We start from the raw sequence: 24,151 nt of genomic DNA on the forward strand, positions 1-24,151 counted from the left end.
CCAGGAACCCGGCGCTTCCGAAGAAGCCCTGCGCACGGCCACCATAAAAATGCAGAGACGAGAACGATCCCTGCAAAAAGGTGGCGCTATGCGCCTGGAAATACCGGGCTACCAAACCCGATCACTGTTTTTCAGTGACCCCAGAACGATAAAACCCGCATGCCAGACGCACAAGCCGGCGGATTCTGGCGTAGTCGTAGGCAATGACGCAAGGCGTTGTAGCCTTGGGGAAGTTACGAGTGGTGACTTTAAACGCGGCTGTGTAAATCGCTGATTATTGATCTGAGGACCGTGAGTCAGCCCTCCGATCAAGGTGGGCTTCAAGACCAAGTTGCACGTTGCGAATGTCCGCTATCGGCCAAAAGCGGACATTGGCATGCTACCGCTGTCGGCCAAAAGCAGCCGATGGACTGAGCGATAACTCATTTATAGCTATGCTTGAGTTACTGGCGGAGGGGTAGTAGAAACCCAGGCAAAGCGCGTCTGACATCAGTGTACGGCGGGCGCAAGATGCGTCATCCGTGCATGTGCGCGCTGATTGAAATTGGCTCGTGATCACTGCCGTCCTCTTACCACAACGCAGTGGCAGAAATTCACTACGTCTATTGGAGCGCGGCAGGTGCTGGGCTAGAGTCTCAGAAATCATCAGCCCGGCGAATTACCTTCAGCCGTTACAAGGAAGAGGCTATGCAGATCCAGTATTTGGAGATCGCGAATTTCCGCAAGCTCCTGTCCGTTCGAATCGACCTGGCGAGCACCACTACCCTGTTGGTCGGGGCCAACAACAGTGGTAAGTCCTCCGCAATGTTGGCGTTGCGTAAATTCCTGCTCTCGAAAGCGACTGCTTTTCGCCTCCAGGATTTAACGCTTGCTCACCTCACGACCATTAATGACATTGGTGCCGAGTGGGAAGAGGCTGACGAAACCTTCGAGATACCAGCGGCAAACCAGTGGACGCATTGGTTACCCACTCTCGATTTATGGGTGGAAGCCTCGAAAGGGGAGCTGCACTACATCAAGGATCTGATTCCCAATTTTGCCTGGAAAGGTGGCTGCGTCGGGATGCGTTTTCGACTTGAGCCCAAGGACATGGCCAAACTCTTCACCGATTACCGGAAAGAGCGTAATCGGGTCAAAACGCTGTTGCAGGAGATCTTGAGCAAGACCGAGGAAGGAAAAACCCCGCCCACGCTGTCACTTTGGCCGCAAAGCCTGCATGACTACCTTAACCGGCGCTTGGGGGCGATGTTTACCATACGCTGGTATCGTCTCGACCCGGCGCAGCTCTGCGAACCGGATCCCAAGACTCGTCACGCAAGCCTGCAAGCACTGTCTGCGAATGCACTTCCGCTGGAGAGTAATCCGCTGACCGATCTCATACGCGTGCACGAGATCAATGCGCAGCGCGGCTTCGGTGATAGCGCCGAGGAGTCCATCACTGAGGGGCGAGGTGGTTCAGGGAAAAAACTGACTGAGCAGTTGCGTGCTTACTACAGTCGGCATCTCGATCCTGGTGACAGCCCGGATATTTCGGACTTGGAGGCGCTTACAGCCATTCAAGCTGCACAGTCGGCATTCGACTCCCGACTAACCTCCAGTTTCGCTCCGGCCCTTATAGAGGTGGCAGGTCTGGGCTATCCGAACACTACTGACCCGGCAATCAGGGTAGAAACCCGGCTTTCTCCTACGGACGGCATGAACCATGAAGCTGCGGTGCTGTTCGAGTTGGATTCAGTCGCAGGCGCACCCGGCGCTCCTCCCATGCGCCTCCCCGAAACATCCAACGGCCTCGGTTATCAGAACCTGATCTCGATGATTTTCCAGTTGATGGCATTTCGGGATGAGTGGCTGAGGAAGTACAAAAATACCGAGGAGCAGTCCGACGCAGGCATCGAGCCGATCCACCTCGTGCTGGTTGAGGAGCCTGAGGCTCATCTTCATGTCCAAGTGCAGCAGGCATTCATCAAACACGCCTATCACGTCCTATGTAATGAGCCGCTTCTCAAGAAATACCCGAGGCTCAAAACACAGCTGGTGGTCAGCTCTCACTCCAGCCATGTCGCTCACGAGACGGATTATGCGAACCTTCGGTATTTCCGAAGGCTACCCGCAGGAATGGCCGGTGTACCCATCCCGGTGTCCACCGTTTCTAACTTGAGCGCAGTGTTCGGCGACAAAAACCGTCACAGGCAAACCAAGGAGTTCGTGACTCGTTACTTGCGGGCGCAGCATGCCGATCTGTTCTTCGCTGACGCGGTGATCTTGGTTGAAGGTGCTGCGGAGAGAATGATGTTGCCGCATTTTTTACGCAGTCAATTTCCGTTCCTTGATCGTTGCTACATTACCATCCTGGATATTGGAGGCAGTCACGCACATCGCCTGAGGCCATTAGTCGATGCGCTGGGAATTGTAACCCTGGTCATCACGGATTTGGACGCCGGATTGAAGAAAACAGCGGTACCCGTCAAACGCAAGGCCAAACAAGAAACCAACAACCCCACCTTGCGTAGTTGGGTGAGCGCCCTTGGAATAGGGCACGATGTCGACACCCTGCTGGATCTGGATGAGAAGCAAAAATCGCAGCAGATAGATCACTTGTTTGCGATCCGCATTGCGTATCAGACACCCATCCACATCCTTCTGCCTAAGACTGAAGGTGAAACCCAGGCGCTACCCAACACGTTTGAGGACAGTCTGGTGCTGAGCAATGTGCAGCACTTTGCAACGAAGCAGGGGCGGGGTCTGACCAAGGCCTTCGCCAAAGCGCTGCGTGATTCTGCAACTGTAGACGACCTAGGTAAGGCTTTGTTCGATGCGCTCAGGTCGGGTGACAAGGCGGAGTTCGCGCTACAGGTGCTTGGAGATCCCGACTTCGCCAAGGTCGCTGTTCCAGAGTACATCCGGGAAGGGCTCGTCTGGTTAGAGGAAAAGCTGCAGAAGAAGAGCAAGGAGCTCTTGATTATCCCGACGGCCAGTGTTGAGGTGACTCCTGAATGAGTGCCATAAAGGATGTCGCCGATGAAGTAACGCTGACTGCGGATGATGTTATCCAGGAATGCCTGAATCTGGAGACGCCACGCAGTTTCTTCCTATACGCCGGTGCCGGCTCAGGTAAGACCCACTCACTCGTCGTAGCGGTGAAATCACTCAAGGAACGTGAGCGTCAGCGCCTCACGTTTGAGGGGCGGCAAATAGCGATCATCACGTACACCAACGCAGCCTGTGAGGAAATCGCACGTCGCCTTGAGCACGATCCGCTGGTAGAGGTTTCAACCATTCATGCTTTCTCTTGGAAGATGATCAAGGGCTTCAACGACGATATTCGTGAATGGTTACGTATCAAGCTTGCGAGCGACATTGCTGAATTGGACGACAGGCTCGGTCGTGCGAGATCAGTGAACAAGACGTCCCAGGCTAACCAGTCGAGCCGGGATAGCAAAGCTCGTCGTTTGGCGGTCCTGGATGAAATTCCTGAATTTACCTACAGTCCGACAGGAGACAACGTAAGTAAGCAATCGCTGAACCACAGTGAAGTCATCCAGATGGCTGCAGCGTTTTTACCCCAGCCGCCTTTACTCGATGTTATGGCGGATCGGCATCCGGTGCTGCTCATCGATGAAAGCCAAGATACGAATGGCGCGCTCATGGATGCATTTCTGAAAGCTCAGGCAGCGATTCCTGGGAGATTTTGCCTAGGACTGCTCGGCGATACGATGCAGCGTATCTATAACGACGGGAAGCTAGGGCTTGATGAGGCGATACCATCAGATTGGGCCAAGCCTGAAAAACGTATCAATCGCCGTTGCCCGATTAGAGTTGTCAAATTGATCAATGATATCCGCGCCGGTGCCGATGATCATCTGCAGATACCAAAGCAGGAAGCAGCCCAAGGTGCCGTGCGTATGTTCTGCACCCGGCAAGCGCCCGGGCAGGATTTCAGCTTGGAAGACCAGATCGCTGAGCAAATGGAAGAGATCACAGGTGATGCTCAGTGGGCCACCGGCAAAGATGGCCGCAAGACGCTGATCCTAGAGCACAAGATGGCTGCCCGTCGGATGGGGTTTGAAGGCGTGTTCGCTCCGCTCTATGCCGTTGCACATCTGAATACCGCGCTGATGGACGGTACGCTACCCATCCTCAAGGTTTTCTTCGATGGGGTCGCTCCAATCGTCGCCGCAGCCCGTTCGGATGATTTCACGCTCATGGAGGCGGTGCGGCTGCGCTCTCCTTTGCTTGATCCTAAGTACCTGGAGGCTGCTGGCAACAATCAATTCGAGCTGCTGGAGTCTGTTGGAGTGGCGACCCATGCACTCTGCGAGATGCTCAAAGATAACAATCCCTTGATTGAAGAGGTTGCTCAACTCCTCCAGAGTTCGGGTTTGCTTGCGCTGCCTGATCTACTCGTTGCTGCAATGGATCAAGGTGCCACTGCAGACCCAGCACCAGAAACGTCCGATCGTGAGGCGCTTGAAATCCATGCTTATCGGGTTGTCCTGGGGCGTCGTTACTCAGAGATGGCAGCCTTCGCAGGATACGCAAATGGCCTCTCGCCGTACGGTACCCACCAGGGCGTCAAAGGCCTAGAGTTTCCCCGGGTGATGGTCATCCTGAACGACGAAGAAGCCGGTGGTTTTCTGTTCAGTTATGAGAAATTGCTAGGTGTTACACCTGCCTCCGCCACAGATATGAAGAATGAGAGCGAGGGTAAAGACACGTCGCTTTCACGCACACGAAGGCTTCTGTACGTCACCTGCAGTCGCGCAGAGGAGAGCTTGGCCATCGTGGTCTACAGCGCTCAGCCGGAGGTTGCGAGGGAGAGAGTCATTGACGCTGGCTGGTTGACAGCCGAAGAGGTCGTAGTGCTTTAAAGCAACTCTTGAGAGAAAAATGGGGACAGATTTATTTTTCGATTCTCTCGTTCAGTCATCAACGCGTTCTTGCATCGTCTACTATGACTTCAACGAAAAAAATGTGACAGATTTATTTTCCAGTAGACAAGGAGGCAAGCATGGCTGGCGAGCTTTATGTAGAGTCCCTCAGTAGCAGTGACGTGGATAACCTTGTCCGGTGTGGCGGCGAGTTAATAGAGTCCGTATTCCACTCGGACAAAAGTGACTTGGCTGTTCTGCATACTCGGGCAGCCCTTGCTGCCGGAGCGCAAAATAGAACAAACCTGCCAGCACATTGCTACATCCGCTTTACGCAAAACAAAACCACGCAAATGGATGTCCTTCGGATGGGCAGGATACTGAATCAGACCTCTCGTCCTCCGGTCATCGTTTCAACAAGGCAGACCCTTGCTGGCTGGGCTCTGCTCAATGATATCCAAAAGGCACAACTACTCTGGGTAGAGCTTGGTAGAGCAGCCGTAACGCTCGAGTTCTACAAGGTCGGACTTTCAACCGTGAATTCCTACTACAAGGATTTCAAAATGTTTCCAGAGTGAATTAAAAATGGGGACTAAAAATAAATCTGTCCCCATTTTTACTCACGATATGAGGAGTGTAGTGAATGCTCAGTCACTTTTGGCGGCCTGTGATTGGTAATAATTGATAAATGGGATCTGTTATAAGCATAAAGTGAAGCCAGCTAGATCGATGGCTTTGAAAAAATCAGCGAGTCAAAAGTCTATTTTCGTTCCGGATCAAAGTCTGCAAGCAATTTCCTTCCACATATAGTCGTAGTTGTACTTCAACCATTGAACCAGCACCTTATCAAACTGCCTGCGTAGCCAATTATGCTCACGCGCCGCCAGCCTTTCCTCGATCGTAACTCTGAGCCAGTCGGGGTCAAATCCTGTCCAGACAGAGGGCAAGGCTGCTGCAATGTTGGAGAAGCACACTGGCGCTACCTCCGAAAAAAATATTTCGCACAGCACGTCAGGATCTATGCCTTTGACTTGGCGCGCGACATAGTCGTAATCGGTCGGAAAATAGTTGAATGGCTCAGACAGTGCGGATCTGACCTCTGTCAGTTGTGGCTCGGTCAGAAAATGTCCCAATGCGAAAACTCCTCTAGTTCCTCATCAAGCGAGTCCGCTACCACGCCGCCCGCGACGCCACCGGCTACGGATCCAACCAAGACGACGGCAATTGCGCAAATCGGTGCTCCTGGGCCACATAATGCACTGACGCCCATCCCAGCCAGTACGCCGCCTAACGCGCCTCCTCCGACAATGATGCCTTGTCGGGCCGTTTCTTTGGGTTTGTTTTCGGCATTCAGGATTTGATAAGTTGCCAGCGCAGCGGTTACAAGAACGCCAAGCTTGCCCATGATCAGCATTTTTTTAGTGCCTTTCGTGAACTTGGCATCATCCCGGCCAGCGGCTTCCAAAATGGTGTAATGAACCTTCTTTTGCTCTGCAGCTGAAAGGCTTTCATAACTTTTCTTGAAGAGATCGTTGGAATAACGATCCATAAGCCATTTCAGTGTCCTACCGTCTTTTTTCTTCCTTTGTACTACTGCCAGGCCCTGCGCAGAGGTCCACTTGCGATGCTCCACCAAAATTTTGTTTCGCATTTCATGGCTGAACGCTACACCTTCTTGCGCTGTTATCTTTCCTGCTTTCACGTCCTCCATCGTTTGCTGAGACATGCGTTTAATGTTCCTCAGATAGCTAGCCCTGATTTTTTCGTCAGAGATGGCATCCAAAGAAAATCTCAGTGCAGCGCCCTCCATTAGCTCTAACGCTCTATCGAGGGGTGAATCTCGCAAGGCATGCTCACGCTGAACAACATAGCTACCCGTGACAATGTACGGCTCTGTCATAGGATGATCCTTATCCTAAAATTGTATTCAAAAGACTCTCGGTCAGAGAGGAGGACTCTGCGATTGCTTGCTCTTCAAACTTGAGCATCACGCACGTCTTGCCTGATGGGTTAGAAAATTTGACCGCGTTGTCTTCATCAAACACACCAGGAAGCGAAGAACCGTTCTCGAAATGCGCAGTACACGATAAGCCTTTATAGCTCTCGTCAGCAGGAATTCTGAAGGCGATCCACCTAGCATGCCCAGCTATAGGCTCAGGCGGGATAAACTCACAAGGTGAGTGAGTATCACCAATGATCACTGTCGACGATCCGCCGATTACAATGCTGCCATGGGTACCGGCGGTATCGATGGTCGCAGCATTCTTGCCGTTTATGAAAACGGTTGAAGAGAGACCAGAGGACAGCGCACTGCCACAGGTGCATGTATCCCCCTGACGCGCAGCGGGTAAGCCGTCAAAAAAAACATCAGAAGAACCTGTGGCGATGGAGTTGGTGCCATGCCCTGGTAAAGGGCAGTTAGATGGGTCGCTCTTACGCGCAGCCGGCTTGGCCATGGTGACGTCCTGTCAAAAGCTCTCTTGGGCGGCAGAATCTATCACGAACTCCACGCCCACTATCACTTTTTGATCAATCGCGGATCCTGGTAGGGGACTGCTTTCGGCCATAAGCGGTCTTTCGGGCTCGAATCGAACCTACCTCGAAAGCCCGTTTGCGCCGTCGTCGACATCACGCAAAATTCTCTTCAGCTCAGGCCGCGTCCACTTCTCCCAAGGAAATACATCCCGGTCATCGTCGCTGTGCCAATACTCGCCTGCATCAAATGCCTGGTAGATAGAAAATGCCGGCTGGGGCATTTCCGTGTGCATGGACAAGTCGACGATATCGCTGATGACAATATTCATCACCTCATCGCAGTAATGAAAATCGCGGGTGCCCGTGATAAACAGTCTTGCTACTGAGATTGCCAATTGGTTCAAAAGGTCGCGACTGTCGATCTGCAGGTGTTCACACATCACACTTAATTCCGTGTTTGGGGCCTTTTCAATGACCGCAAGTACGTAATCAAGGTTGTCATCACTCAGACCTCTGTTCATAGGGTAAAAGTACTCGCCAATCAGTTTTGCCATGGATTCGGACAGGTTTGTCAGAAAAACATACTGCCAGATGTGCTTGCCGAACGTCCGCTTATGGCCGAAAGCGGACCTTCCGAGTACCTGCTTTTAGCCCGTTTCAAAGGTTAATCAACCTACGCCTTAACCCACCGCCCCCGACTCCAAGCACTCAACGAATCCACTCCAAGCACCAACCCCAACATCGCCAAAATCACCGTCCCCGCCTGCGCCTCCTGAAACAGGCTCAAGCTCACATACAACATCTGCCCCAGCCCCCCAGCGCCGACAAACCCCAGCACGCTGGCCATCCGGATGTTGTTTTCCCACCGATACAAACAATACGCCAGCAACTGCGGCGCCAGGTTCGGCAGCGTCCCATAACAGAACGCCACAACCGGATTCCCCCCTTGCAGCCGAATCGCCTCCGCCGGTTCCGGCGGCGTGTTCTCCAGTGCCTCAGCAAACAGCCGCCCAAGTACACCGGTGGTATGCAGTGCCAGGGCCAAGGTGCCAGCGTTAGGACCGAGGCCAGCTGCAAACACCATCAACGCAGCCCATACCAATTCAGGAATGGCGCGCAGGCCGTTGAGCAGCAGGCGGGCGGCGCTTTGTAATGGCCAGCCAAAGCGGCCAGCGGCGGGGAGTGCCAACAACAGTCCCAAGACGGCGGCGAGGAGGGTGCCGAGGGCGGACATGGCGAGGGTTTCCATGGCGCCGTGGAGGATGGCGTTGAGGTAACCGGCGCTGAAGTCGGGGCTCAGGAAGCGGCCGACATATGAGCCCATTTGTTTCAGGCTGGTGGCACTGCCGAGTTCTTCGAGGTCGAGGCCCAGGTAGGTGAACGAGGCGATGACGGCGAAGACGATGGCGAGGATCAGCGCCGTGTTGATCAGGCGCTTCATGTCAGTCTCCAGCGCAGCAGGCGGCTGAGTTGGTCGGCGCCGAGCACCAGCAGGAGGAAGGTCAGCAGCATGCTGGCGACTTCGCCGCCGGCGAACATGCGGATCGACAGGTCGATCTGTTGGCCGAGGCCGCCGGCGCCGACGAAGCCCATGACCACCGAGGCGCGGATCGCGCATTCCCAGCGGTACACGGTGTAGGAGAGCAGTTCCGCCGCGACGTTGGGCAGCACGCCGTAGGCGAAACTGGCCAGGCGTCCGCTGCCGGCCTGGAGCAAGGCGTGAGCCGGGCGCTGGTCGGTGGATTCGAAGATTTCCGCGTAGACCTTGCCGAGCATGCCGCTGTAGGTGATGGCGATCGCCAGCACGCCGGCCGCCGGGCCGAGGCCGACGGCGCGCACGAACAGCAGCGCCCAGACGATTTCCGGCACGCTGCGCAGGAAGATCAGCAACCCGCGCACCGGCCAGCGCAGCAACCGGCCCAACAGGCTCGGGCGGCCGCCGTGGGAAGCGGCGGACAGCGACAAGGCGCGGCTCGCGAGCAAACTGGCCGGCACCGCCAATATCAGTGCCAACGCCATGCCGGCCGTGGCGATGGCCAGGGTTTGCAGGGTGGCCTTGAGCAGCAGTTGCAGAAAGTCCCGGTCATGGGCCGGCGGCCAGAAGGTCGAGACGAAGCGGCCCATTTCGCTCTGGCTGTCGGCGTGCAGCAACACGCCGAGGTCGAGTTCGCTGAGCTGAATCCCCGGCCACAGCAAGGCAATCGCCAGCAGTGTCAGCAACAGGCGTGGCAATGCGGCGGGGTCGCGGGTGTCGGTGCTCAGCATCGTGGAATCTGCACAATCAGCGGCGTCAGGGCCGGCGCCGGGGATTGCAGTTGTTCGTTGGCGTACAGGCTTTCGAGCATGTCGTGGCTGACTTGATCGGACGGGCAATCGAAGAGGATCTGCCCCTCGCGCAAACCGATGATGCGCGGGAAGTGCGCCAGTGCCAGGTCCACCGCATGCAGGCTCGCCACCAGCGTGACGTTGTTCTCCCGGGCATGGCGCGACAGCACCGTCAGGGTGTGCCCGGCGAGGACCGGGTCCATGGCGGACACCGGTTCGTCCGCCAGCAATACCTCCGGCGCCTGATACAGCACGCGAGCGATGCCGACCCGCTGCAATTGGCCGCCGGAAAGTTGCTGGCATTGGCTGAAGAGTTTGTCCGCCAGATCCAGCCGCGCCAACGCCGCGCGGGCGCCGGGGATGTCCAGTGGATGCAGCAGGTTGATGAGGCTTTTGCCCAGGCTCCATTGCCCGAGTTTGCCTGCCAGCACCGCCGTCACCACCCGTTGCCGGGGCGGCAGGGGCGGTGCCTGATGCACCAGGCCGATTTTTGCGCGCAGGTGTTGGCGCTGGCGGGCGGACAAGTGCCAGGCCCGTTGGCCCAGCACCTCGATGTCGCCGCTGCTCGGCCGTATCGCGGTGGCCAGCAGGTTGAGCAGGCTGGATTTACCGGCGCCGGACGGGCCGATGATCGCCACCTGCTCGCCGCTGTTGATCTGCAAATCCACACCACGCAGGGCTTCGACGCCGTTGGCGTGGTGCAGAAAGACTTGCTTGAGGCTCAGGGTCATTTCAGCAGTTCGGCGGCGCGGGCGGCTTCCTCGATGCCTTTGTAGTTGTCCGGGCTGGTTTCGATGAAGCGGCTGGCTGCTTGCAGGTCGAGGATTTTCTTCTGCTCGGGGTTGGCCGGGTCGAGGGCGAGGAAGGCTTTTTTGATTTTCGCTGCCAGCGCCGGGTCGAGGGTGCCGCGCACGGTCCAGTTGTAATCGAAGTAGGCCGGGGTGGTGGCGAAGACCTTGACCTTGTTGGTGTCGACCTTGCCGGCGTCCACCAGTTTCTGCCAGACGCTGGCGTTCAGCACACCGGCGTCGACCTTGCCGGCCTGCACCCAGGCGACGGTGGCGTCGTGGGCACCGGAGTAGCCGACGCGGCTGAAATAGGTTTCCGGTTTGATGCCGTCCTTGAGCATGAAGTAGCGCGGCATCAGGCTGCCGGACGTGGACGATACCGAACCGAAGGCGAAGGTCTTGCCTTTGAGGTCGGTGAGGCTTTTCACGTTCGGGTCGGCGGTGATGAATTTGCTGGTGAACTGTGCGTCCTGCTCGCGCTGTACCAGCGGGATCACCGGCGTGGTGGCATCGGTTTTCAGTCGTGCCTGGACGAAGGTGAAACCGCCCAGCCAGGCCATGTCGAGGCGGTCGGTGGCCAGCGCTTCAACCACGGCCGGGTAGTCGGCCACGGGAACGAACTGCACTTTCATGCCCAATTGCTGCTCCAGATAAGCCCCCAGCGGTTCGAACTTGCGCAGCAGTTCGGTCGGGGCCTCGTCGGGAATCGCGCTGACTTTCAACACGTCTGCGGCCTGGGCCAGCAGGGTGGAAAAGGACAGGGCCAGACCTGCAGTCAGTGCCAGGGTGCGTTTGAGCATGGGAATCTCCGTTTCATGGGCGTCAGGATCGGTGCGTAGCCTGCGGAAAAACGTCGGCGGCTGCAACGTCAGGTTAGTCGAATCGGTGCGACAGCGAGGCTCAGTCCACCTGCGTAAAGCGCTCCACCAGCCAGTCGATGAACACCCGCACGCGGTTGCTCAGGTGCCGGTTCGGCGGATACAGCAGGTGGAACGGGTACGCCGGCGGGCGCCAGTCAGTGAGGATCGGCACCAGTTCACCACGCTCGATGGCCGCCCTGACTGTGTAGCTGAATGTGTGAATGATCCCCAGCCCCGCCAGTCCGGCCGCCAGATGCGCATTGCTTTCGTTGACGCTGACCAGGCCTTTGCCTTCGATTTGATGGCGTTCGCCGTTGCGCTGGAAGTTCGACGGCAGGATGCGCCCGGTGGAGGCCGAGCGATAGGCGATCATTTGATGCCGGGCCAGCTCCAGCGGATGCATCGGCGTGCCGTGACGCTGCAAATAGTCGGGCGTGGCGCAGGTGGTCCAGGACACTTCGCCGAGGCGGCGCACAGCCAGGGCCTGTTCGGTCAGCGGGCCGCCGCGAATCACGCAGTCGACGCGCTCGCTGATCAAGTCCACCGGGCGGTCGCTGACGCCCAGATCGACCTGAATGTCCGGATAACGCTCGAAGAACTTCGGTAGTTCGGGAATCACCAGCATGGTCGCGGTGGAGCCGCCGATGTCCACACGAATCCGGCCACGGGGCAATCCCTGGGCCTGGCTGAAACCCTGATCGATGTCGTCCAGTTGATGCAGCAGTTGCTGGGTCAGTTGGTAGTAGGAAGCGCCGTCGGCGGTGACGGTCAGGCGCCGGGTGGTGCGTTGCAGCAGGCGCACACCGAGGTGGCTTTCCAGTTGCCCGATCAGTTTGCTGACCGTGGTTTTCGGCTGGTTCAACGAGTCGGCGGCTTTGGTGAACGAGCCGCTTTCCACGACGCGGGCGAACACGCGGATCGCCAGTAACTGATTCATCGGGCTGCACTCAAGGATCGAAGACAGGGCTGAGTATTGTGCATGTCTGTGCACAAACAAAACCGATTTTGCGGATTTTTCAATTCAATCCATCGGCCTAAAGTCGCTTCCAACGGCTCACCTACGACCCGTCACCTTCCTTGAAACGGTTATTTGGAGACACATCATGAGCAACAGACTTGAAGGCAAAATCGCACTGATCACTGGCGGCACCACCGGCATCGGCCTGGCCTCGGCGCAGGAATTCGTCGCCCAGGGCGCCACCGTATTCATCACCGGCCGTCGTCAGGCCGAACTGGACAAAGCCGTCGCCGCCATCGGCCCTCGCGCCATAGGCATTCAGGGCGACGTGGCGAAGCTGGACGATCTGGATCGCGTCTACCGCGAAATCGCCGAGAAGGCCGGCCACCTCGACATCCTGTTCGCCAATGCCGGTGGCGGTGACATGCTGCCGCTGGGTTCGATTACCGAAGAGCACTTCGACCGGATTTTCGACGCCAACGTGAAGGGCACGCTGTTCACTGTGCAAAAGGCGCTGCCGCTGCTGCGCGATGGCGCTTCGATTCTGCTGACTTCATCGACCACCTCGGTACAAGGCACGGAAAACTTCAGCGTCTACAGCGCGAGCAAAGCCGCGGTGCGTAACTTCGCCCGGTCGTGGCTACTGGACTTGAAACCCCGGCGCATCCGCGTCAACGCCATCAGCCCCGGCCCGGTGCGTACGCCAGGTCTGGCAGGGCTGGTGCCGGCGGAACACGCTCAGGGGCTGTTTGATCAACTGGCGTCGGTGGTGCCGATCGGGCGTCTGGGCGAGCCGAGCGAAATTGCCAAGGCTGCGCTGTTCCTGGCCTCGGATGACAGCAGCTTCGTCAACGGTATCGAACTGTTCGTCGACGGCGGCACCGCGCAGATCTGATTGGAGTCACTCAATGCCCCGGCACTTGTTCGTTCGAGTGCCGGGGCTCGTCTGTTTCATCGGTTTCTTCGGCCGGCGCCTTGTCCCAGATCAGGCGCGGGTCGAAGCTCATGGCCGAAAGCATGGTGAACACCACCACCAGCCCGAAGAACAGAATCCCCGGTCGCGGTTCGATATCCCCCAGCGCCTGAAATTTCACCAGCGCCGCCACCAGTGCGACCACCAGCACATCGAGCATCGACCAGTAGCCGATCAGCTCGACGAACCGGTACAGCTTCGAACGTTCCCGGCGTGCCCAGTGGCTGTCCCGTTGCACGGTGACCAGCAGCAGCGTCAGCGCGATGAATTTGATCCCCGGCACCGCAATACTGGCGATGAAGATGATCAGCGCAATGTCCCACGCGCCGTGCTCCCAGAACTCCAATACACCGCTCATGATGGTGCTGTCGGCGCCGTTGCCGAGCAGGGTGGTGTTCATCACCGGCAGCAGATTTGCCGGCACGTAAAACGCCAGGGCGGCGAACATGTAGGCCCAGGTGCGTGCCAGGGAGTTGGTCTTGCGCCGGTGCAGCGGTGCGTCGCAGCGCGGGCACTGGTGCGGCTCGTCAGTCATGTCGCAGGCCAGCCCGCAGCTGTGACACAGGCAGAGGTTGAGTTCGCTGGCGGTCGGTGGTCGTTTCACAGGATGTCCCACAAATCACGTATGTCGCGTCCGGCGACGCGGATCAGCAACAGGCTGAGCACGGCCAGCGCAAACAGGCCGATGCCGGGGATCACATCGAGCATGCCCGCCAGTTTGAACACCGCCACCATCGCCCCGAGCAGGCACACTTCGAGCATGCTCCACGGCCGCAGCGCTTCCAGCCAGCGCATGCACAGCTTGAAGGCCGGCGAGCGGCGCGAGGCGAGGGCGAAGCTCAATACCCAGATGAGCAAAACCAATTGAAAGGCCGGCGCGATGATGATCGAGATCGCCGCGACCATGGCCATGAAGGTGATCGGCCCCTGACTCAGGGCCAGCACCGAATCCCACAGGGTCGCGCTGTTTTTCAGGCCCTTCATGCTGATGCTCATCACCGGGTAGAAATTGGCGAACAGCCACAGCATCGCGGCAGTGAAACTCAGGGCCAGACGCTGCTCCACGCTCAGGTTGTTGTGGCGCTGGAGCACGCCGCCACAACGGGCGCAGAGGGATTTCTGGTAGCGGGCGAGCGTGGCTTTTTCGTACACGCAGTCGCAATGCTCGCAGATGATCAGGTGATCAGTCTTGGCCATGGGGCGCTCGAGGGGAGGAGGGCTTGAACCTTCTTCAATATAGGCGCGTTGGGGCATCCGACAACTGTCACATCCGGAAATGCACCTTTGGTCTGCCGGCCCGCCGGGTTTGTGGAAGCGTTCCATACTCCTTGGCGCCGAATTCATTACGAGCAGGAGCAGGGCCATGAGTGAAAAACCGACGATTGTGCTGGTACACGGGTTCTGGGGCGGGGCCGCGCATTGGGGCAAGGTCATTGTCGAACTGTCGCGCAAGGGTTACAGCAAGATTCAGGCGGTGGAGATGCCGCTGACGTCGCTGGCCGACGACGCCGAGCGCACGCGAAAAATGGTCGCGCAGGTGAGCGGGCCGGTGTTGCTGGTCGGGCATTCCTACGGCGGGGCGGTGATCACCCAGGCCGGCAATCAACCGAATGTGACCGGGCTGGTGTACATCGCTGCGTTCGCCCCGGATCAGGGCGAAAGCCCCGGCGGCATCACTCAGGAACATCTGCCCGCCGCCGCGCCGAATCTCGCCCCGGACAGCGACGGGTTCCTCTGGCTCAAGGCCGACAAGTTCCATGAAAGCTTTTGCCAGGACCTGCCGGCGGATGAAGCGCTGGTGATGGCCGTCACCCAGAAAGCGCCGCTGGCCAGCACCTTCGGCGATGTCATCAGTGATCCGGCATGGAAGCACAAACCTTCCTGGTATCAGATTTCCAGTCAGGACCACATGATTCACCCGGACAACCAGAAACGCATGTCGGCCCGGCTCAACGCGAAGAAAGTCATCACCCTCGACGCCAGCCACGCCTCGCTGGCTTCCCGCGCTACAGAAGTCGCAGCGTTGATCGACGAGGCCGCCAAGGCCTGACCACGACCACGCAACCGGGCGCTTCAGACCGGTTGCGTGGCTTCCTCTTCCGCTATCGCAGCCTTCACAGCGGGCCGTTCGGCGATGCGCGACATGTAGTTCGCCAGCGCTGGCCAGTCTTCGATGGCGATGCTGAACGTCGGCAACCACTTCAATACCGTGAACAGATAGGCGTCCGCCACGCCGAACGCCTGCATCAGAAACGGCTGGGTCGCAAGGACGCGGTTCAGGTAATCCAGTCGCTTGAAGAGTTTGTGTTTGAAGATCGTTTTGGTGGACTCCGGGATTTCGCTGCTGAACAGCGGTGCGCTGCCGCCATGGATTTCCGAGCTGATGAAGTTCAGGTGCTCCTGCAGGCGCGAGCGCTCCCAGGTGCCATTGGCCGGGGCCAGTCTCTGGGCGGGAGCAAGGTCGGCGAGGTATTGCAGAATCGCCGGGCCTTCGGTCAGCACCTCGCCGTTATCGAGCATCAGCGCGGCCACGTAGCCCTTCGGATTGATCTCGCGAAAGTCCCGGCCGTCGGCGGTGCGCTTGGTCTGGTTGTTGACCCGGATCAGTTCGAACGGCAGCGCCAGTTCTCGCAGCACAATGTGCGGGGCCAGCGAGCAGGTCATGGGTGCGAAGTACAGTTTCATGGAGTCTCCTTCAAATGAACGCCCAGAATCCGGCATTATGGCGGCGCTTCGCAAAGGACATCTGCAGTGCTAGCGTATGACAAAATCTCATGGACTGAAGAAGCCCCATGCTCACCCGACTACCCTCGCTCAACGGATTGCGAGCCTTCGAATGCGCGGCCCGACACCTGAGTTTTACCCGCGCCGCCGAAGAGCTGAACGTCACGCAAACCGCGATCAGCCATCAGATCCGCCGCCTCGAAGATGAACTCGGCGTGCGCCTGTTCATGCGCTTGAAGGACGGATTGGCGCTGACGGAAGAGGGCAACGCCTATTTTCCCGGTATTCGTTCGGCGTTTATGGAACTGCGCCATTCGACTGAGCGTTTGCTGGAGGCGAACAATCAAAGCGTCCTGACGATCAGCACTCTGGTGTCGGTGGCGTCGAAATGGCTGTTGCCGCGCCTGCCGTCCTTTCGCGAGGCGTTTCCCGAGATCGATGTGCGCATCAGCGCATCCACCGATCTGGTGGACTTTCGCAAGGGTGGCATTGATGCGGCGATCCGCTACGGCAACGGAAACTGGCCGGGACTGCGCGCCGACTGGCTGATGGCCGACGAGATTTTCCCGGTGTGCAGCCCGCGTTTGCTCAGCGGGCCGGATCCGATCAAAGCGCCGGCCGATCTGGCCCGGCACACTTTGCTGCACGTCAGCGGGCAGACTGCCGATGACTGGAGCGCCTGGCTGAACGCCGCAGGTCAACCGTCACCACCGGCCAAAGGCCCGCGCCTGACCTTCGACCTGGCCATGATGGCGGTGCAATCGGCGATTGACGGGCAGGGCGTGTGCATCGGGCGATCGACCTACGTCGAGGACGATTTACGGGCCGGAAGGCTGGTGGCGCCGTTTGATTTGCGGCTCAAGTCCGACTCGGGTTTCTACTTCGTCACGCCCCATGAAAACGCCGGTTCGAACAAGATCGTCGCCTTCAGGCAGTGGCTGTCGCAGGTGGTGCGAGTTGTATGAGCGTGTATCAATCCCGCCCTCGTACACAGTGAGCTAACAAGCGCCGATATCGGGACACATTCCCGGTACATGCCCTCTTCAAAGTAGTGGCGTCACTTCACTACTTCCAAGAGGGCAACACCATGCGCCGCACACTCCTGATGACCGCAGCCGCCGTACTGGTTTCAATGACCGGCCTGGCACACGCCGCCGACACTCAATCAGCCGCCCCGGCGAAGAGCTGGCAACAAGGCCTGAGCCGCACGGATCTGGTCCATCAGGACCTGGGCACTGCGGATCGCGAAGTGATCCAGGCCCGGGTCGATTTCGAACCGGGCATCACCTCGCCCCGACATGCCCACCCGGGCGTTGAAGTTGCTTACGTGATCAGCGGCACCTTCGAATACCAGCTCGAAGGCCGGGCACCGGTGACGCTGAAGGCCGGCGATTCCCTGTTCATCCCGGAAGGCGTGGCGCACATCGCGAAGAACGTCGGCAATGACAAGGGCTCGGAGCTGGCGACTTACATCGTCAAGAAGGGTGAGCCGTTGTTGATCCTCAAGCAATAATCCCCGGGATACCGAAAAGGCCTGCCAATGTGGCAGGCCTTTTTTGTTGTCGGCGGATTCAACGCAAGCTGATGCCGTCCGATTCAAACTGAAAGAACTTCAGCGCGTATCCACCTCTTTCACAACTCCGGCAGATGCCCTTTGCTTGCGCCGTTTGAGCCAGCTGAAAAACGCATGCACCGGATGCAAAACAGCCGTCAGCACGCCAAGCAACAGGATGATGAAAAGGATGATCAGCGGGATGCTTTCGTGCGAGAACATGGTGGGTTACTCCTGTAGTCACTATGTTGGAACCCGCAGACTAGACGCATCCGTCGAATTTTTTGGTGAACGTATGTTCATCCTCGGACGCTTCGATTGTGCTACGGGGAGGCGGTGGATTTGCTCAAGGATCGTCATCCATCGCATGCTGAGCGCCCCATTCGCCATCACTGAAGAGGCTCACCTTGCAGACCCTCCGCCGCGCCCGACCCGAAGACGCCGCGCCCATCGCCGCACTGGTCGATGAGGCCTACAGCCCTTACGTCCCGCGAATCGGCCGCAAACCCGCGCCGATGCTCGATGACTACGAACAAGTGCTGCGTGAAACCGATACGTTCGTGCTGACTGACAACGATGAAATCCTCGGTGTGCTGGTGATGAGCCAGGAAGGCAAGGAGCTGCTGCTGATCAACGTCGCCGTGTCGCCCCGGCACAAGGGCAAGGGGCTCGGCAAAGTGCTGATGACCTTCTGTGAAAAGCATGCGCTGAGTCTCGGTTGCGAGGCCGTGCGGCTGTACACCCACGAGCGGATGACCGAGAACGTCGCCATCTATGAAAAACTCGGTTTTGTGGAAACCCATCGCGCCACCGAGGACGGATTTGCCCGGGTTTTCATGCGCAAGACACTCGCCGGTTCACGCTGACCGTCACCCGGGCATGTCGAAATCAGGCATCGGCATGCCGCACTCGAGCTATTTGCGTTCAACTTCAGCCACGTAAGGTGAGGCGTCCATCAGAGAACAACAAAAACAATGAACAGCCTGAATTCGAAGGAATCGAGCGGTCAACTGGCGCAGGGGTTCAAGCCTCGCCACGTGACCATGTTGTCAATTGCGGGAATCATCGGCGCGGGGTTGTTTGTCGGTTCCGGGCACGCCATCGCGGCGGCGGGGCCGGCGGTGTTGCTGGCGTATCTGTTTTCCGGCCTGCTAGTGGTGCTGGTCATGCGCATGCTGGGGGAAATGGCGGTGGCCCGACCGGACACCGGATCGTTCTCCACCTATGCCGATCAGGCCATCGGTCGCTGGGCCGGCTTCACCATCGGCTGGCTCTACTGGTGGTTCTGGGTGCTGGTCATTCCCATCGAGGCGCTGGCTGCCGGGCATGTCTTGAACCAGTGGTTTCCCCAGGTCGATGCGTGGCTGTTTGCGCTGGTGTCGATCATCCTGCTGGTGATCACCAACCTGTTCAGTGTCTCCAAGTACGGCGAGTTCGAATTCTGGTTCGCCATGGCCAAGGTCGTGGCGATCATCGGTTTCATCGGCGTGGGTTTCGCCGTGCTGATGGGCTGGATTCCCGAGCGTGAAGCCAGCGGTCTCAGCCGCTTGATGGAAGAACATGGCGGGTTCGCCCCCAATGGTCTGTCGGCGGTGGTCGGCGCGTTCATCACCATCATGTTCAGTTTCATCGGCACCGAGGCGGTGACCATCGCCGCCGCCGAATCGGACAATCCGGCACAGAACATCGCCAAGGCCACGCGTTCGGTGATCTGGCGCATCGGCGTGTTCTATCTCTTGTCGATCTTCGTGGTGATTTCCGTGGTGCCGTGGAACGATCCGCTTTTGGCGTCCGTCGGCTCCTATCAGCGCGCACTGGAACTGATGAACGTTCCCCACGCCAAATTCATGGTCGATGTGGTGGTGTTGATCGCCGTGGCCAGTTGCATGAACTCGTCGATCTATATCGCTTCGCGCATGCTGTTTTCACTGGGGCTGCGCGGCGATGCACCGCACGTGTTGAAAGTGACGTCCGGCGCAGGCGTGCCGAGGGCGGCGGTGATTGCCAGCAGCGTCATCGGCGCTGGGGTGACGTTGCTCAGCTACTTCATGCCTGCCGGGCTTTTCCAGTTTCTGCTCGCCAGTTCCGGTGCCATTGCGTTGCTGGTGTACCTGGTGATCGCAGTTTCTCAGTTGCGCATGCGCCGGATGCTGCTTCGGCAAAATGTTGAACTGACCTTTCGCATGTGGCTGTTTCCGTGGCTGACCTATCTGGTGATGGCGTTCATCTGTGCCGCGCTCGCGGTGATGATGGTGACGCCGGAGCACCGTCTGGAAGTGACGTCGACCATTGGCCTGGCGCTGGCCATTTCCTTTATCGGGCTGGTGACCACGCGTCAGCATGGTCAGCCGAACGCGACTGTTCCGACAAAACAAAACGCCCGAGGCACTGCCTCGGGCGTATAGGGAGGATCGGGATTCAGATCAGGCGCAGGGTCACGTCAATGTTGCCACGCGTGGCCTTGGAGTAAGGGCAGGTCTGGTGCGCGGCTTCCACCAGCGACTGAGCGACCGAAGGTTCCAGCCCCGGCAGGCTGACATTCAAACGTGCCTGCAGAAAAAACGCGTCGCCGGTCTTGCCCAGATCGATTTCGGTTTCCACCGCCACATCCGCCGGCAGCCTGATCTTCAGCGCAGCCGCCGCTTTGCCCATGGCGCCGATGAAACAGGCCGACCAGCCGGCCGCCAGCAATTGTTCCGGGTTGGTGCCGCTGCCATTGGAGCCCGGTGGCGACAGCTTGACGTCCAGATTGCCGTCGGAACTGCGCGAGGCGCCATCGCGTCCGCCGGTGGTGCGGGTCTTGCCGGTGTACAGCACGGTGTCGATTTGATTGATCATGAGAAGGTCTGCCTGTGTGAGTGGTTGAGTCGGAGGGAAGGCTCCGATGGCCCACACTTTTGCATCGGCATGTACCGGGGATGTGTCATGAAACGGGGGTTATGTATCGCTGTGTAGCAATGCGTTCAGCCTGATCGCTGAGACAGCGTCAGCAGAACCCCGAAGCCCACGAGCAGGCCGCCGAACGCCCGGTCAATCCACTGCCGTGCCGCCAGCAGTTTCTCCCGCACCCGCCCGGCGGAGAAACACAGCGCCACCAGGCTGAACCACAGCACATGCGCCCCGGCAATGAACACCCCGTAGGCCATTTGTACCGGCAGGCCGGTGTCCGGCCGGACGACGCCCATGAACAGGCTGACGATGAAAATCGAGGTTTTGGGGTTCAACGCATTGGTGAGAAAACCCGAGCGCAGCGCGGCCAGATCCGACAGGGCAGGTGACGCGGCATCCGGCTGCTGAACGTCAGCTCTGGAACGAAGCATCTTGATGCCCAGATAAACCAGATACGCAGCCCCCGCCAGTTTCAGTGCATTGAACAACCAGGGCGATTGTTGAAGCACTAATCCGAGCCCGAGCAGGGTGTAGCCGACATGCACCAGCACGCCCAGACCAATGCCCATCGCCGTGAGTACGCCCGCACGTCGAGAGAGCAGCAAGCCGTTGCGCGAGACCAGGGCGAAGTCCGGTCCGGGGCTGATGCATGCCAGCAGGGTGATGGTGATTACGACTATCCATTCGCTCATGGTGGAACCTTGGGTGGGTTGGTGATAGAAAGCCATGTTTACAGATAGCGAACGCTGGAACTAACGATGATTTCTGAAGCAGATGGTGAATTTGACTCACCGTTTACCGAGGGGCGTATGCCGTCTCTGCTGGCGCTGCGTTGCTTCGAATCCGCTGGCCGGTTCGAGAGCTTCGCCCGTGCGGCTGACGAACTGCATCTGACACCCGGCGCCATCAGCCGGGCCGTGCGCCTGCTTGAAGAGGATCTGGGCGTTGATCTGTTCGAGCGGCGCCAGCGAAGGGTTTTCCTGACGGACCCTGGCAGGCGACTGCTGAAAGCGGTGAGCGAAGGTTTGGGGGTGATGAACCAGGCCGTCCGCGAGATCCGCACTGAGGCGCGCCGGACGCGGCGGCTGGTCCTGTCGTGCGAACCCACGCTGTTGATGCGCTGGTTGATTCCGCGCTGGAGTGATTTCCAGAAACAGCATCACGGCCCGGACATTCATCTGGTGGCTGGCGGCGGTCCGTTTTCATTTGAACAGGGAATCGACCTGGCCATTCGGCGCGACGATTTCCCCCGGCCTCCCGGGTACCACGCCGAGCGCTTGTTTGCTGAAAAGGTCGGGCCAGTCTGTCGGCCGGATAAAGTCGGTCAGTGGTTCGATGAAAGCGGCAAAGGCCTGCGTGCCCCGGCGCCTCTGCTGCAAACAAGCAGCCGACCCACGGCTTGGCAGGAATGGGCCACCGCAGCGGGCCAGCCGGTTTCTGCGGCGCAGATGCAGGCTTTCGAGCATTTTTACTTCAGCATTCAGGCGGCTGTCGCGGGCCTTGGAGTGGCCATCGGTCCGTGGCATCTGGTCCGCGACGATATCGAAAGCGGGGTGTTGGCTGCACCGGCAGGCTTCGTTGAAGACGGCTCGCATTATTGCCTGCTGTCGCCTGCGCCTCCCAAACCGGGCAGCCTGGAAATGGATTTGCTGGAGTGGTTACGGTCAGTGGGTTGAGGCCTGTCGGTTTTCAATGGCTGGCCGGCGTTGCCTTGCCCAACAAATCAATCCGACACCCCGGCGCCGCATCGTTCACCGTCACCCGCATGTCATGCAGGCGCGCGACCGCCGACACCATGCTCAAGCCCAACCCGTTGCCCGGCGTATGGCGGCTGGATTCGGCGCGGTACAACCGGCGCAACACCGCTTCACGTTCGGCCGGGGGAATGCCGGGCCCGTTGTCGGTGACGCGAATGCCCACGGTTTCATGATCGGCAATCACGCTCAGGCGCACCTGGCTGTGGTCGGGCGAGAACTTGATGGCGTTGTCGAGCAGGTTGCACAGGGCGTCGAACAGCAGTTGTGCGTCACCGGCCATGATCGCGGGGGCCTGACTGTTTTCGATGGTCAGGCTGATGCCGCGTTCTTCGGCCAGGGGTTCGTAGAGTTCAGCGGCATCGGCGCTGATCAGGTTCAGGTCCAGCGGCGCGAAGTGACTGCGCCGGGCGCTGTTTTCGATTTCCGAAATCCGCAGCAGGGCCTTGAAGGTCAGCAGCAAGGCCTTGGCCTCGGTAAGCGCCGCATCGATGCTCGCGGCGTATTGCGCTTCATCCAGGCCCCGGCGCTGGGTGCGTTCCAGGCCCGCGATCAGGCGCGTCAGCGGGGTGCGCAGGTCGTGGGCGATGTCGTCGCATACGCCTTTGACCTCGCTCATCAAACGCTCCAGCTCATCGAGCATGCCGTTGACCACGGAAGCCAGTCGGTCGATGTCATCGTTATTGCCCTTGACCGGCAAACGTCCTTTCAAGTCGCCCTCGATGATGCCCTTGATCGAGCGACTGACCTTGTCCAGCCGTTGGTGTGCCGAATAGCCCAGCACTACCGCACCGAGCAGCCCGACCAGCAACAGCAGGAGGCCGCCGGAAATCAGCGCGTTGATCAGCAGTTCGTCGAATTCGCGGATGTCGTGGACATCCTGGGCGACCAGCAGCGTTTTGCCGTCCGCCAGTTTATGCACGATGAAGCGCACGGGCCGGTGATGCCCGTTGGACTTGAGCCAGCGAAACTCCTGCGGTTTGTCGTAGGCGGAGAAGGGCGGCAGTTCTTTGATCACACCGGCAATGAATTTGCCGTCAGCGTCGAACAGGCTGTGGGGCAGGCGTGCTTCAACGTCCTGCAGGGCGTGCTTGCGGATTTCCTGCAGTTGCAGTTCCGGCGGCTGGGCGCTGCGGTTTTCCACTTGTCGATACAGGGCGGTGTCGGCTTCGGTCTTCAGGTAGAACGCGGTTTGCCAGTAGACGTAACCGAACAACGCCAGAAACGAGCAGCCGAACAGCCCGAGAAACAGCAACGCCGTGCGAAAACTGATGGTGCGCGGGATTTCACTCAGGTGAACGGAGGACATACCCGGCTCCACGAATGGTATGGATCATCGGCGGCTCGCCTTCGCCATCGACCTTGCGGCGCAGTCGGCTCATGTGCACTTCGATCACGTTGGTGCGTTCGTCATAGCTGTAATTCCATACCGCTTCGAAGAGCATGGTGCGGGTCACCACCTGATCGGCGTGGCGCACCAGATGTTCGAGCAGCGCGTATTCCCGGGGCACCAGATCGATGGTGCGCTCGCCACGGCGTACGGTGCGGCTCAGCAGATCGACGTCCAGGTTACCGACCTTCAGGCGGGTTTCCTGAGCCACGGCCACCGGTTCGGCCCGACGCCGGTTCAAGGCGTCCAGGCGGGCGGTCAGCTCGATGAATTCGAAAGGTTTGGTCAGGTAGTCATCGCCCCCGGCGCGCAAACCGCGTACCCGCTCATCCAGCGCACTCAGGGCGCTGAGGATCAGCACCGGGGTGTTCACGCTGGCGGCGCGCAATGCTGTGAGTACGCCCAGACCATCGAGGCCGCCGGGCAGCATGCGGTCGAGCACGATCAGGTCGAATGGCTCGCCGAGGGCTTTGAGCAAGCCTTCACGGCCATTGTCGACGCTGCTCACGGTGAAACCGTGGTCGGTGAGGGCCGCTTCGATTTCGCGGCGGGTGGGCAAGTCGTCCTCGACGACCAGAACATGGGTCATGGCTTT

27 protein-coding genes are annotated in these 24,151 nt (G+C 58.9%); 10 read left to right on the forward strand and 17 right to left on the reverse strand.

The genetic code is table 11. The annotated features are described in order from the left end of the window. The first annotated feature begins 687 nt into the window (after positions 1-687). The 3 genes from M5B44_RS14970 (at position 688) to M5B44_RS14980 (ending at position 5,446) form a co-directional block, all read left to right on the forward strand. Positions 688-2,997, forward strand: coding sequence for an AAA family ATPase (locus M5B44_RS14970; RefSeq protein ID WP_248739674.1), 2,310 nt, complete (start codon positions 688-690; stop codon positions 2,995-2,997). Next, positions 2,994-4,868: a UvrD-helicase domain-containing protein gene (locus tag M5B44_RS14975; RefSeq protein WP_248739675.1), complete on the forward strand. Its 1,875-nt coding sequence runs from the start codon at positions 2,994-2,996 to the stop codon at positions 4,866-4,868. Before M5B44_RS14970 ends, M5B44_RS14975 begins: the two co-directional genes overlap by 4 nt. Before the next feature lie 140 nt (positions 4,869-5,008). Further along, complete coding sequence (locus M5B44_RS14980) at positions 5,009-5,446, forward strand: hypothetical protein (protein ID WP_248739676.1); 438 nt, start codon at positions 5,009-5,011, stop codon at positions 5,444-5,446. A 198-nt stretch (positions 5,447-5,644) separates the two neighbouring features. Here the strand turns inward: M5B44_RS14980 and M5B44_RS14985 are convergent, their stop codons facing one another. The 9 genes from M5B44_RS14985 to M5B44_RS15025 form a co-directional block, all read right to left on the reverse strand. Continuing rightward, positions 5,645-6,001 carry a hypothetical protein gene (locus M5B44_RS14985; protein WP_248739677.1) on the reverse strand — a complete coding sequence of 119 codons (357 nt, stop codon included), beginning with the start codon at positions 5,999-6,001 and terminating at the stop codon, positions 5,645-5,647. Beyond that, entirely contained in the window at positions 5,986-6,768 is a 783-nt protein-coding gene (locus tag M5B44_RS14990; RefSeq protein ID WP_248739678.1) for a hypothetical protein, read from the reverse strand. Before M5B44_RS14990 ends, M5B44_RS14985 begins: the two co-directional genes overlap by 16 nt. Before the next feature lie 10 nt (positions 6,769-6,778). Beyond that, positions 6,779-7,324: a PAAR domain-containing protein gene (locus M5B44_RS14995; RefSeq protein ID WP_248739679.1), complete on the reverse strand. Its 546-nt coding sequence runs from the start codon at positions 7,322-7,324 to the stop codon at positions 6,779-6,781. A 138-nt stretch (positions 7,325-7,462) separates the two neighbouring features. After that, positions 7,463-7,897: a hypothetical protein gene (locus M5B44_RS15000; RefSeq protein ID WP_248739680.1), complete on the reverse strand. Its 435-nt coding sequence runs from the start codon at positions 7,895-7,897 to the stop codon at positions 7,463-7,465. Between the two features lie 119 nt (positions 7,898-8,016). Beyond that, positions 8,017-8,784, reverse strand: coding sequence for a phosphonate ABC transporter, permease protein PhnE (phnE, locus tag M5B44_RS15005; protein ID WP_248739681.1), 768 nt, complete (start codon positions 8,782-8,784; stop codon positions 8,017-8,019). Continuing rightward, positions 8,781-9,608 (reverse strand): PhnE/PtxC family ABC transporter permease, encoded by an 828-nt coding sequence (locus tag M5B44_RS15010; RefSeq protein ID WP_085709854.1) that lies wholly within the window; start codon positions 9,606-9,608, stop codon positions 8,781-8,783. The genes phnE and M5B44_RS15010 overlap by 4 nt, the downstream gene beginning before the upstream one ends. Continuing rightward, entirely contained in the window at positions 9,602-10,399 is a 798-nt protein-coding gene (locus M5B44_RS15015) for a phosphonate ABC transporter ATP-binding protein (RefSeq protein WP_248739682.1), read from the reverse strand. Before M5B44_RS15015 ends, M5B44_RS15010 begins: the two co-directional genes overlap by 7 nt. Next, complete coding sequence (locus M5B44_RS15020; protein ID WP_085709856.1) at positions 10,396-11,256, reverse strand: putative selenate ABC transporter substrate-binding protein; 861 nt, start codon at positions 11,254-11,256, stop codon at positions 10,396-10,398. The genes M5B44_RS15015 and M5B44_RS15020 overlap by 4 nt, the downstream gene beginning before the upstream one ends. Positions 11,257-11,356: 100 nt before the next feature. After that, complete coding sequence (locus tag M5B44_RS15025) at positions 11,357-12,253, reverse strand: LysR family transcriptional regulator (protein WP_248739683.1); 897 nt, start codon at positions 12,251-12,253, stop codon at positions 11,357-11,359. 166 nt (positions 12,254-12,419) lie between these two features. Here M5B44_RS15025 and M5B44_RS15030 point away from each other — a divergent pair, with 166 nt between their 5' ends. Then, positions 12,420-13,169, forward strand: coding sequence for an SDR family NAD(P)-dependent oxidoreductase (locus M5B44_RS15030; RefSeq protein ID WP_248739684.1), 750 nt, complete (start codon positions 12,420-12,422; stop codon positions 13,167-13,169). Positions 13,170-13,179: 10 nt separating this feature from the next. Here M5B44_RS15030 and M5B44_RS15035 read toward each other — a convergent pair whose 3' ends face one another. Together M5B44_RS15035 and M5B44_RS15040 are read right to left on the reverse strand one after the other, a co-directional pair. Continuing rightward, the gene (locus tag M5B44_RS15035) at positions 13,180-13,851 is read right to left on the reverse strand and encodes a paraquat-inducible protein A (protein ID WP_085709859.1); all 672 of its coding nucleotides are present in this window, start codon (positions 13,849-13,851) and stop codon (positions 13,180-13,182) included. Then, positions 13,848-14,444 carry a paraquat-inducible protein A gene (locus M5B44_RS15040; protein WP_248739685.1) on the reverse strand — a complete coding sequence of 199 codons (597 nt, stop codon included), beginning with the start codon at positions 14,442-14,444 and terminating at the stop codon, positions 13,848-13,850. Before M5B44_RS15040 ends, M5B44_RS15035 begins: the two co-directional genes overlap by 4 nt. Before the next feature lie 166 nt (positions 14,445-14,610). On the opposite strand from M5B44_RS15040, the gene M5B44_RS15045 reads away from it, so the two are divergent. Next, on the forward strand, positions 14,611-15,297 hold the full coding sequence (locus M5B44_RS15045) for an alpha/beta hydrolase (protein WP_248739686.1): 687 nt from the start codon (positions 14,611-14,613) through the stop codon (positions 15,295-15,297). A gap of 23 nt (positions 15,298-15,320) precedes the next feature. Here the strand turns inward: M5B44_RS15045 and gstA are convergent, their stop codons facing one another. After that, positions 15,321-15,932 (reverse strand): glutathione transferase GstA, encoded by a 612-nt coding sequence (gene gstA / locus M5B44_RS15050; protein ID WP_248739687.1) that lies wholly within the window; start codon positions 15,930-15,932, stop codon positions 15,321-15,323. Positions 15,933-16,039: 107 nt separating this feature from the next. On the opposite strand from gstA, the gene M5B44_RS15055 reads away from it, so the two are divergent. After that, a complete protein-coding gene (locus M5B44_RS15055) occupies positions 16,040-16,936 on the forward strand; it encodes a transcriptional regulator GcvA (RefSeq protein WP_248739688.1) in 897 nt (298 codons plus the stop codon). A gap of 122 nt (positions 16,937-17,058) precedes the next feature. Continuing rightward, on the forward strand, positions 17,059-17,484 hold the full coding sequence (locus M5B44_RS15060; protein WP_248739689.1) for a cupin domain-containing protein: 426 nt from the start codon (positions 17,059-17,061) through the stop codon (positions 17,482-17,484). Positions 17,485-17,583: 99 nt separating this feature from the next. Here M5B44_RS15060 and M5B44_RS15065 read toward each other — a convergent pair whose 3' ends face one another. Beyond that, positions 17,584-17,745 (reverse strand): hypothetical protein, encoded by a 162-nt coding sequence (locus M5B44_RS15065; protein ID WP_248739690.1) that lies wholly within the window; start codon positions 17,743-17,745, stop codon positions 17,584-17,586. Positions 17,746-17,930: 185 nt separating this feature from the next. On the opposite strand from M5B44_RS15065, the gene M5B44_RS15070 reads away from it, so the two are divergent. Together M5B44_RS15070 and M5B44_RS15075 are read left to right on the forward strand one after the other, a co-directional pair. Continuing rightward, the gene (locus M5B44_RS15070; RefSeq protein ID WP_248739691.1) at positions 17,931-18,389 is read left to right on the forward strand and encodes a GNAT family N-acetyltransferase; all 459 of its coding nucleotides are present in this window, start codon (positions 17,931-17,933) and stop codon (positions 18,387-18,389) included. A 108-nt stretch (positions 18,390-18,497) separates the two neighbouring features. Continuing rightward, complete coding sequence (locus tag M5B44_RS15075; RefSeq protein WP_248739692.1) at positions 18,498-19,928, forward strand: amino acid permease; 1,431 nt, start codon at positions 18,498-18,500, stop codon at positions 19,926-19,928. Between the two features lie 13 nt (positions 19,929-19,941). Here M5B44_RS15075 and M5B44_RS15080 read toward each other — a convergent pair whose 3' ends face one another. After that, the gene (locus tag M5B44_RS15080) at positions 19,942-20,361 is read right to left on the reverse strand and encodes an organic hydroperoxide resistance protein (protein ID WP_085709867.1); all 420 of its coding nucleotides are present in this window, start codon (positions 20,359-20,361) and stop codon (positions 19,942-19,944) included. A 125-nt stretch (positions 20,362-20,486) separates the two neighbouring features. Beyond that, on the reverse strand, positions 20,487-21,104 hold the full coding sequence (locus M5B44_RS15085; RefSeq protein ID WP_248739693.1) for a LysE family translocator: 618 nt from the start codon (positions 21,102-21,104) through the stop codon (positions 20,487-20,489). A 66-nt stretch (positions 21,105-21,170) separates the two neighbouring features. Here M5B44_RS15085 and M5B44_RS15090 point away from each other — a divergent pair, with 66 nt between their 5' ends. Then, positions 21,171-22,088, forward strand: a complete 918-nt coding sequence (locus M5B44_RS15090; protein WP_248739694.1) for a LysR family transcriptional regulator — start codon at positions 21,171-21,173, stop codon at positions 22,086-22,088. Positions 22,089-22,101: 13 nt separating this feature from the next. On the opposite strand, the gene M5B44_RS15095 is transcribed toward M5B44_RS15090, so the two are convergent. Beyond that, complete coding sequence (locus tag M5B44_RS15095; RefSeq protein ID WP_248739695.1) at positions 22,102-23,475, reverse strand: sensor histidine kinase; 1,374 nt, start codon at positions 23,473-23,475, stop codon at positions 22,102-22,104. Continuing rightward, positions 23,453-24,145 (reverse strand): response regulator transcription factor, encoded by a 693-nt coding sequence (locus M5B44_RS15100; RefSeq protein ID WP_248739696.1) that lies wholly within the window; start codon positions 24,143-24,145, stop codon positions 23,453-23,455. The genes M5B44_RS15095 and M5B44_RS15100 overlap by 23 nt, the downstream gene beginning before the upstream one ends. Between the last annotated feature and the right edge of the window lie 6 nt (positions 24,146-24,151).

Source organism: Pseudomonas sp. MWU12-2029, assembly GCF_023242425.1.
Classification (GTDB): Bacteria; Pseudomonadota; Gammaproteobacteria; order Pseudomonadales; family Pseudomonadaceae; genus Aquipseudomonas; species Aquipseudomonas kribbensis.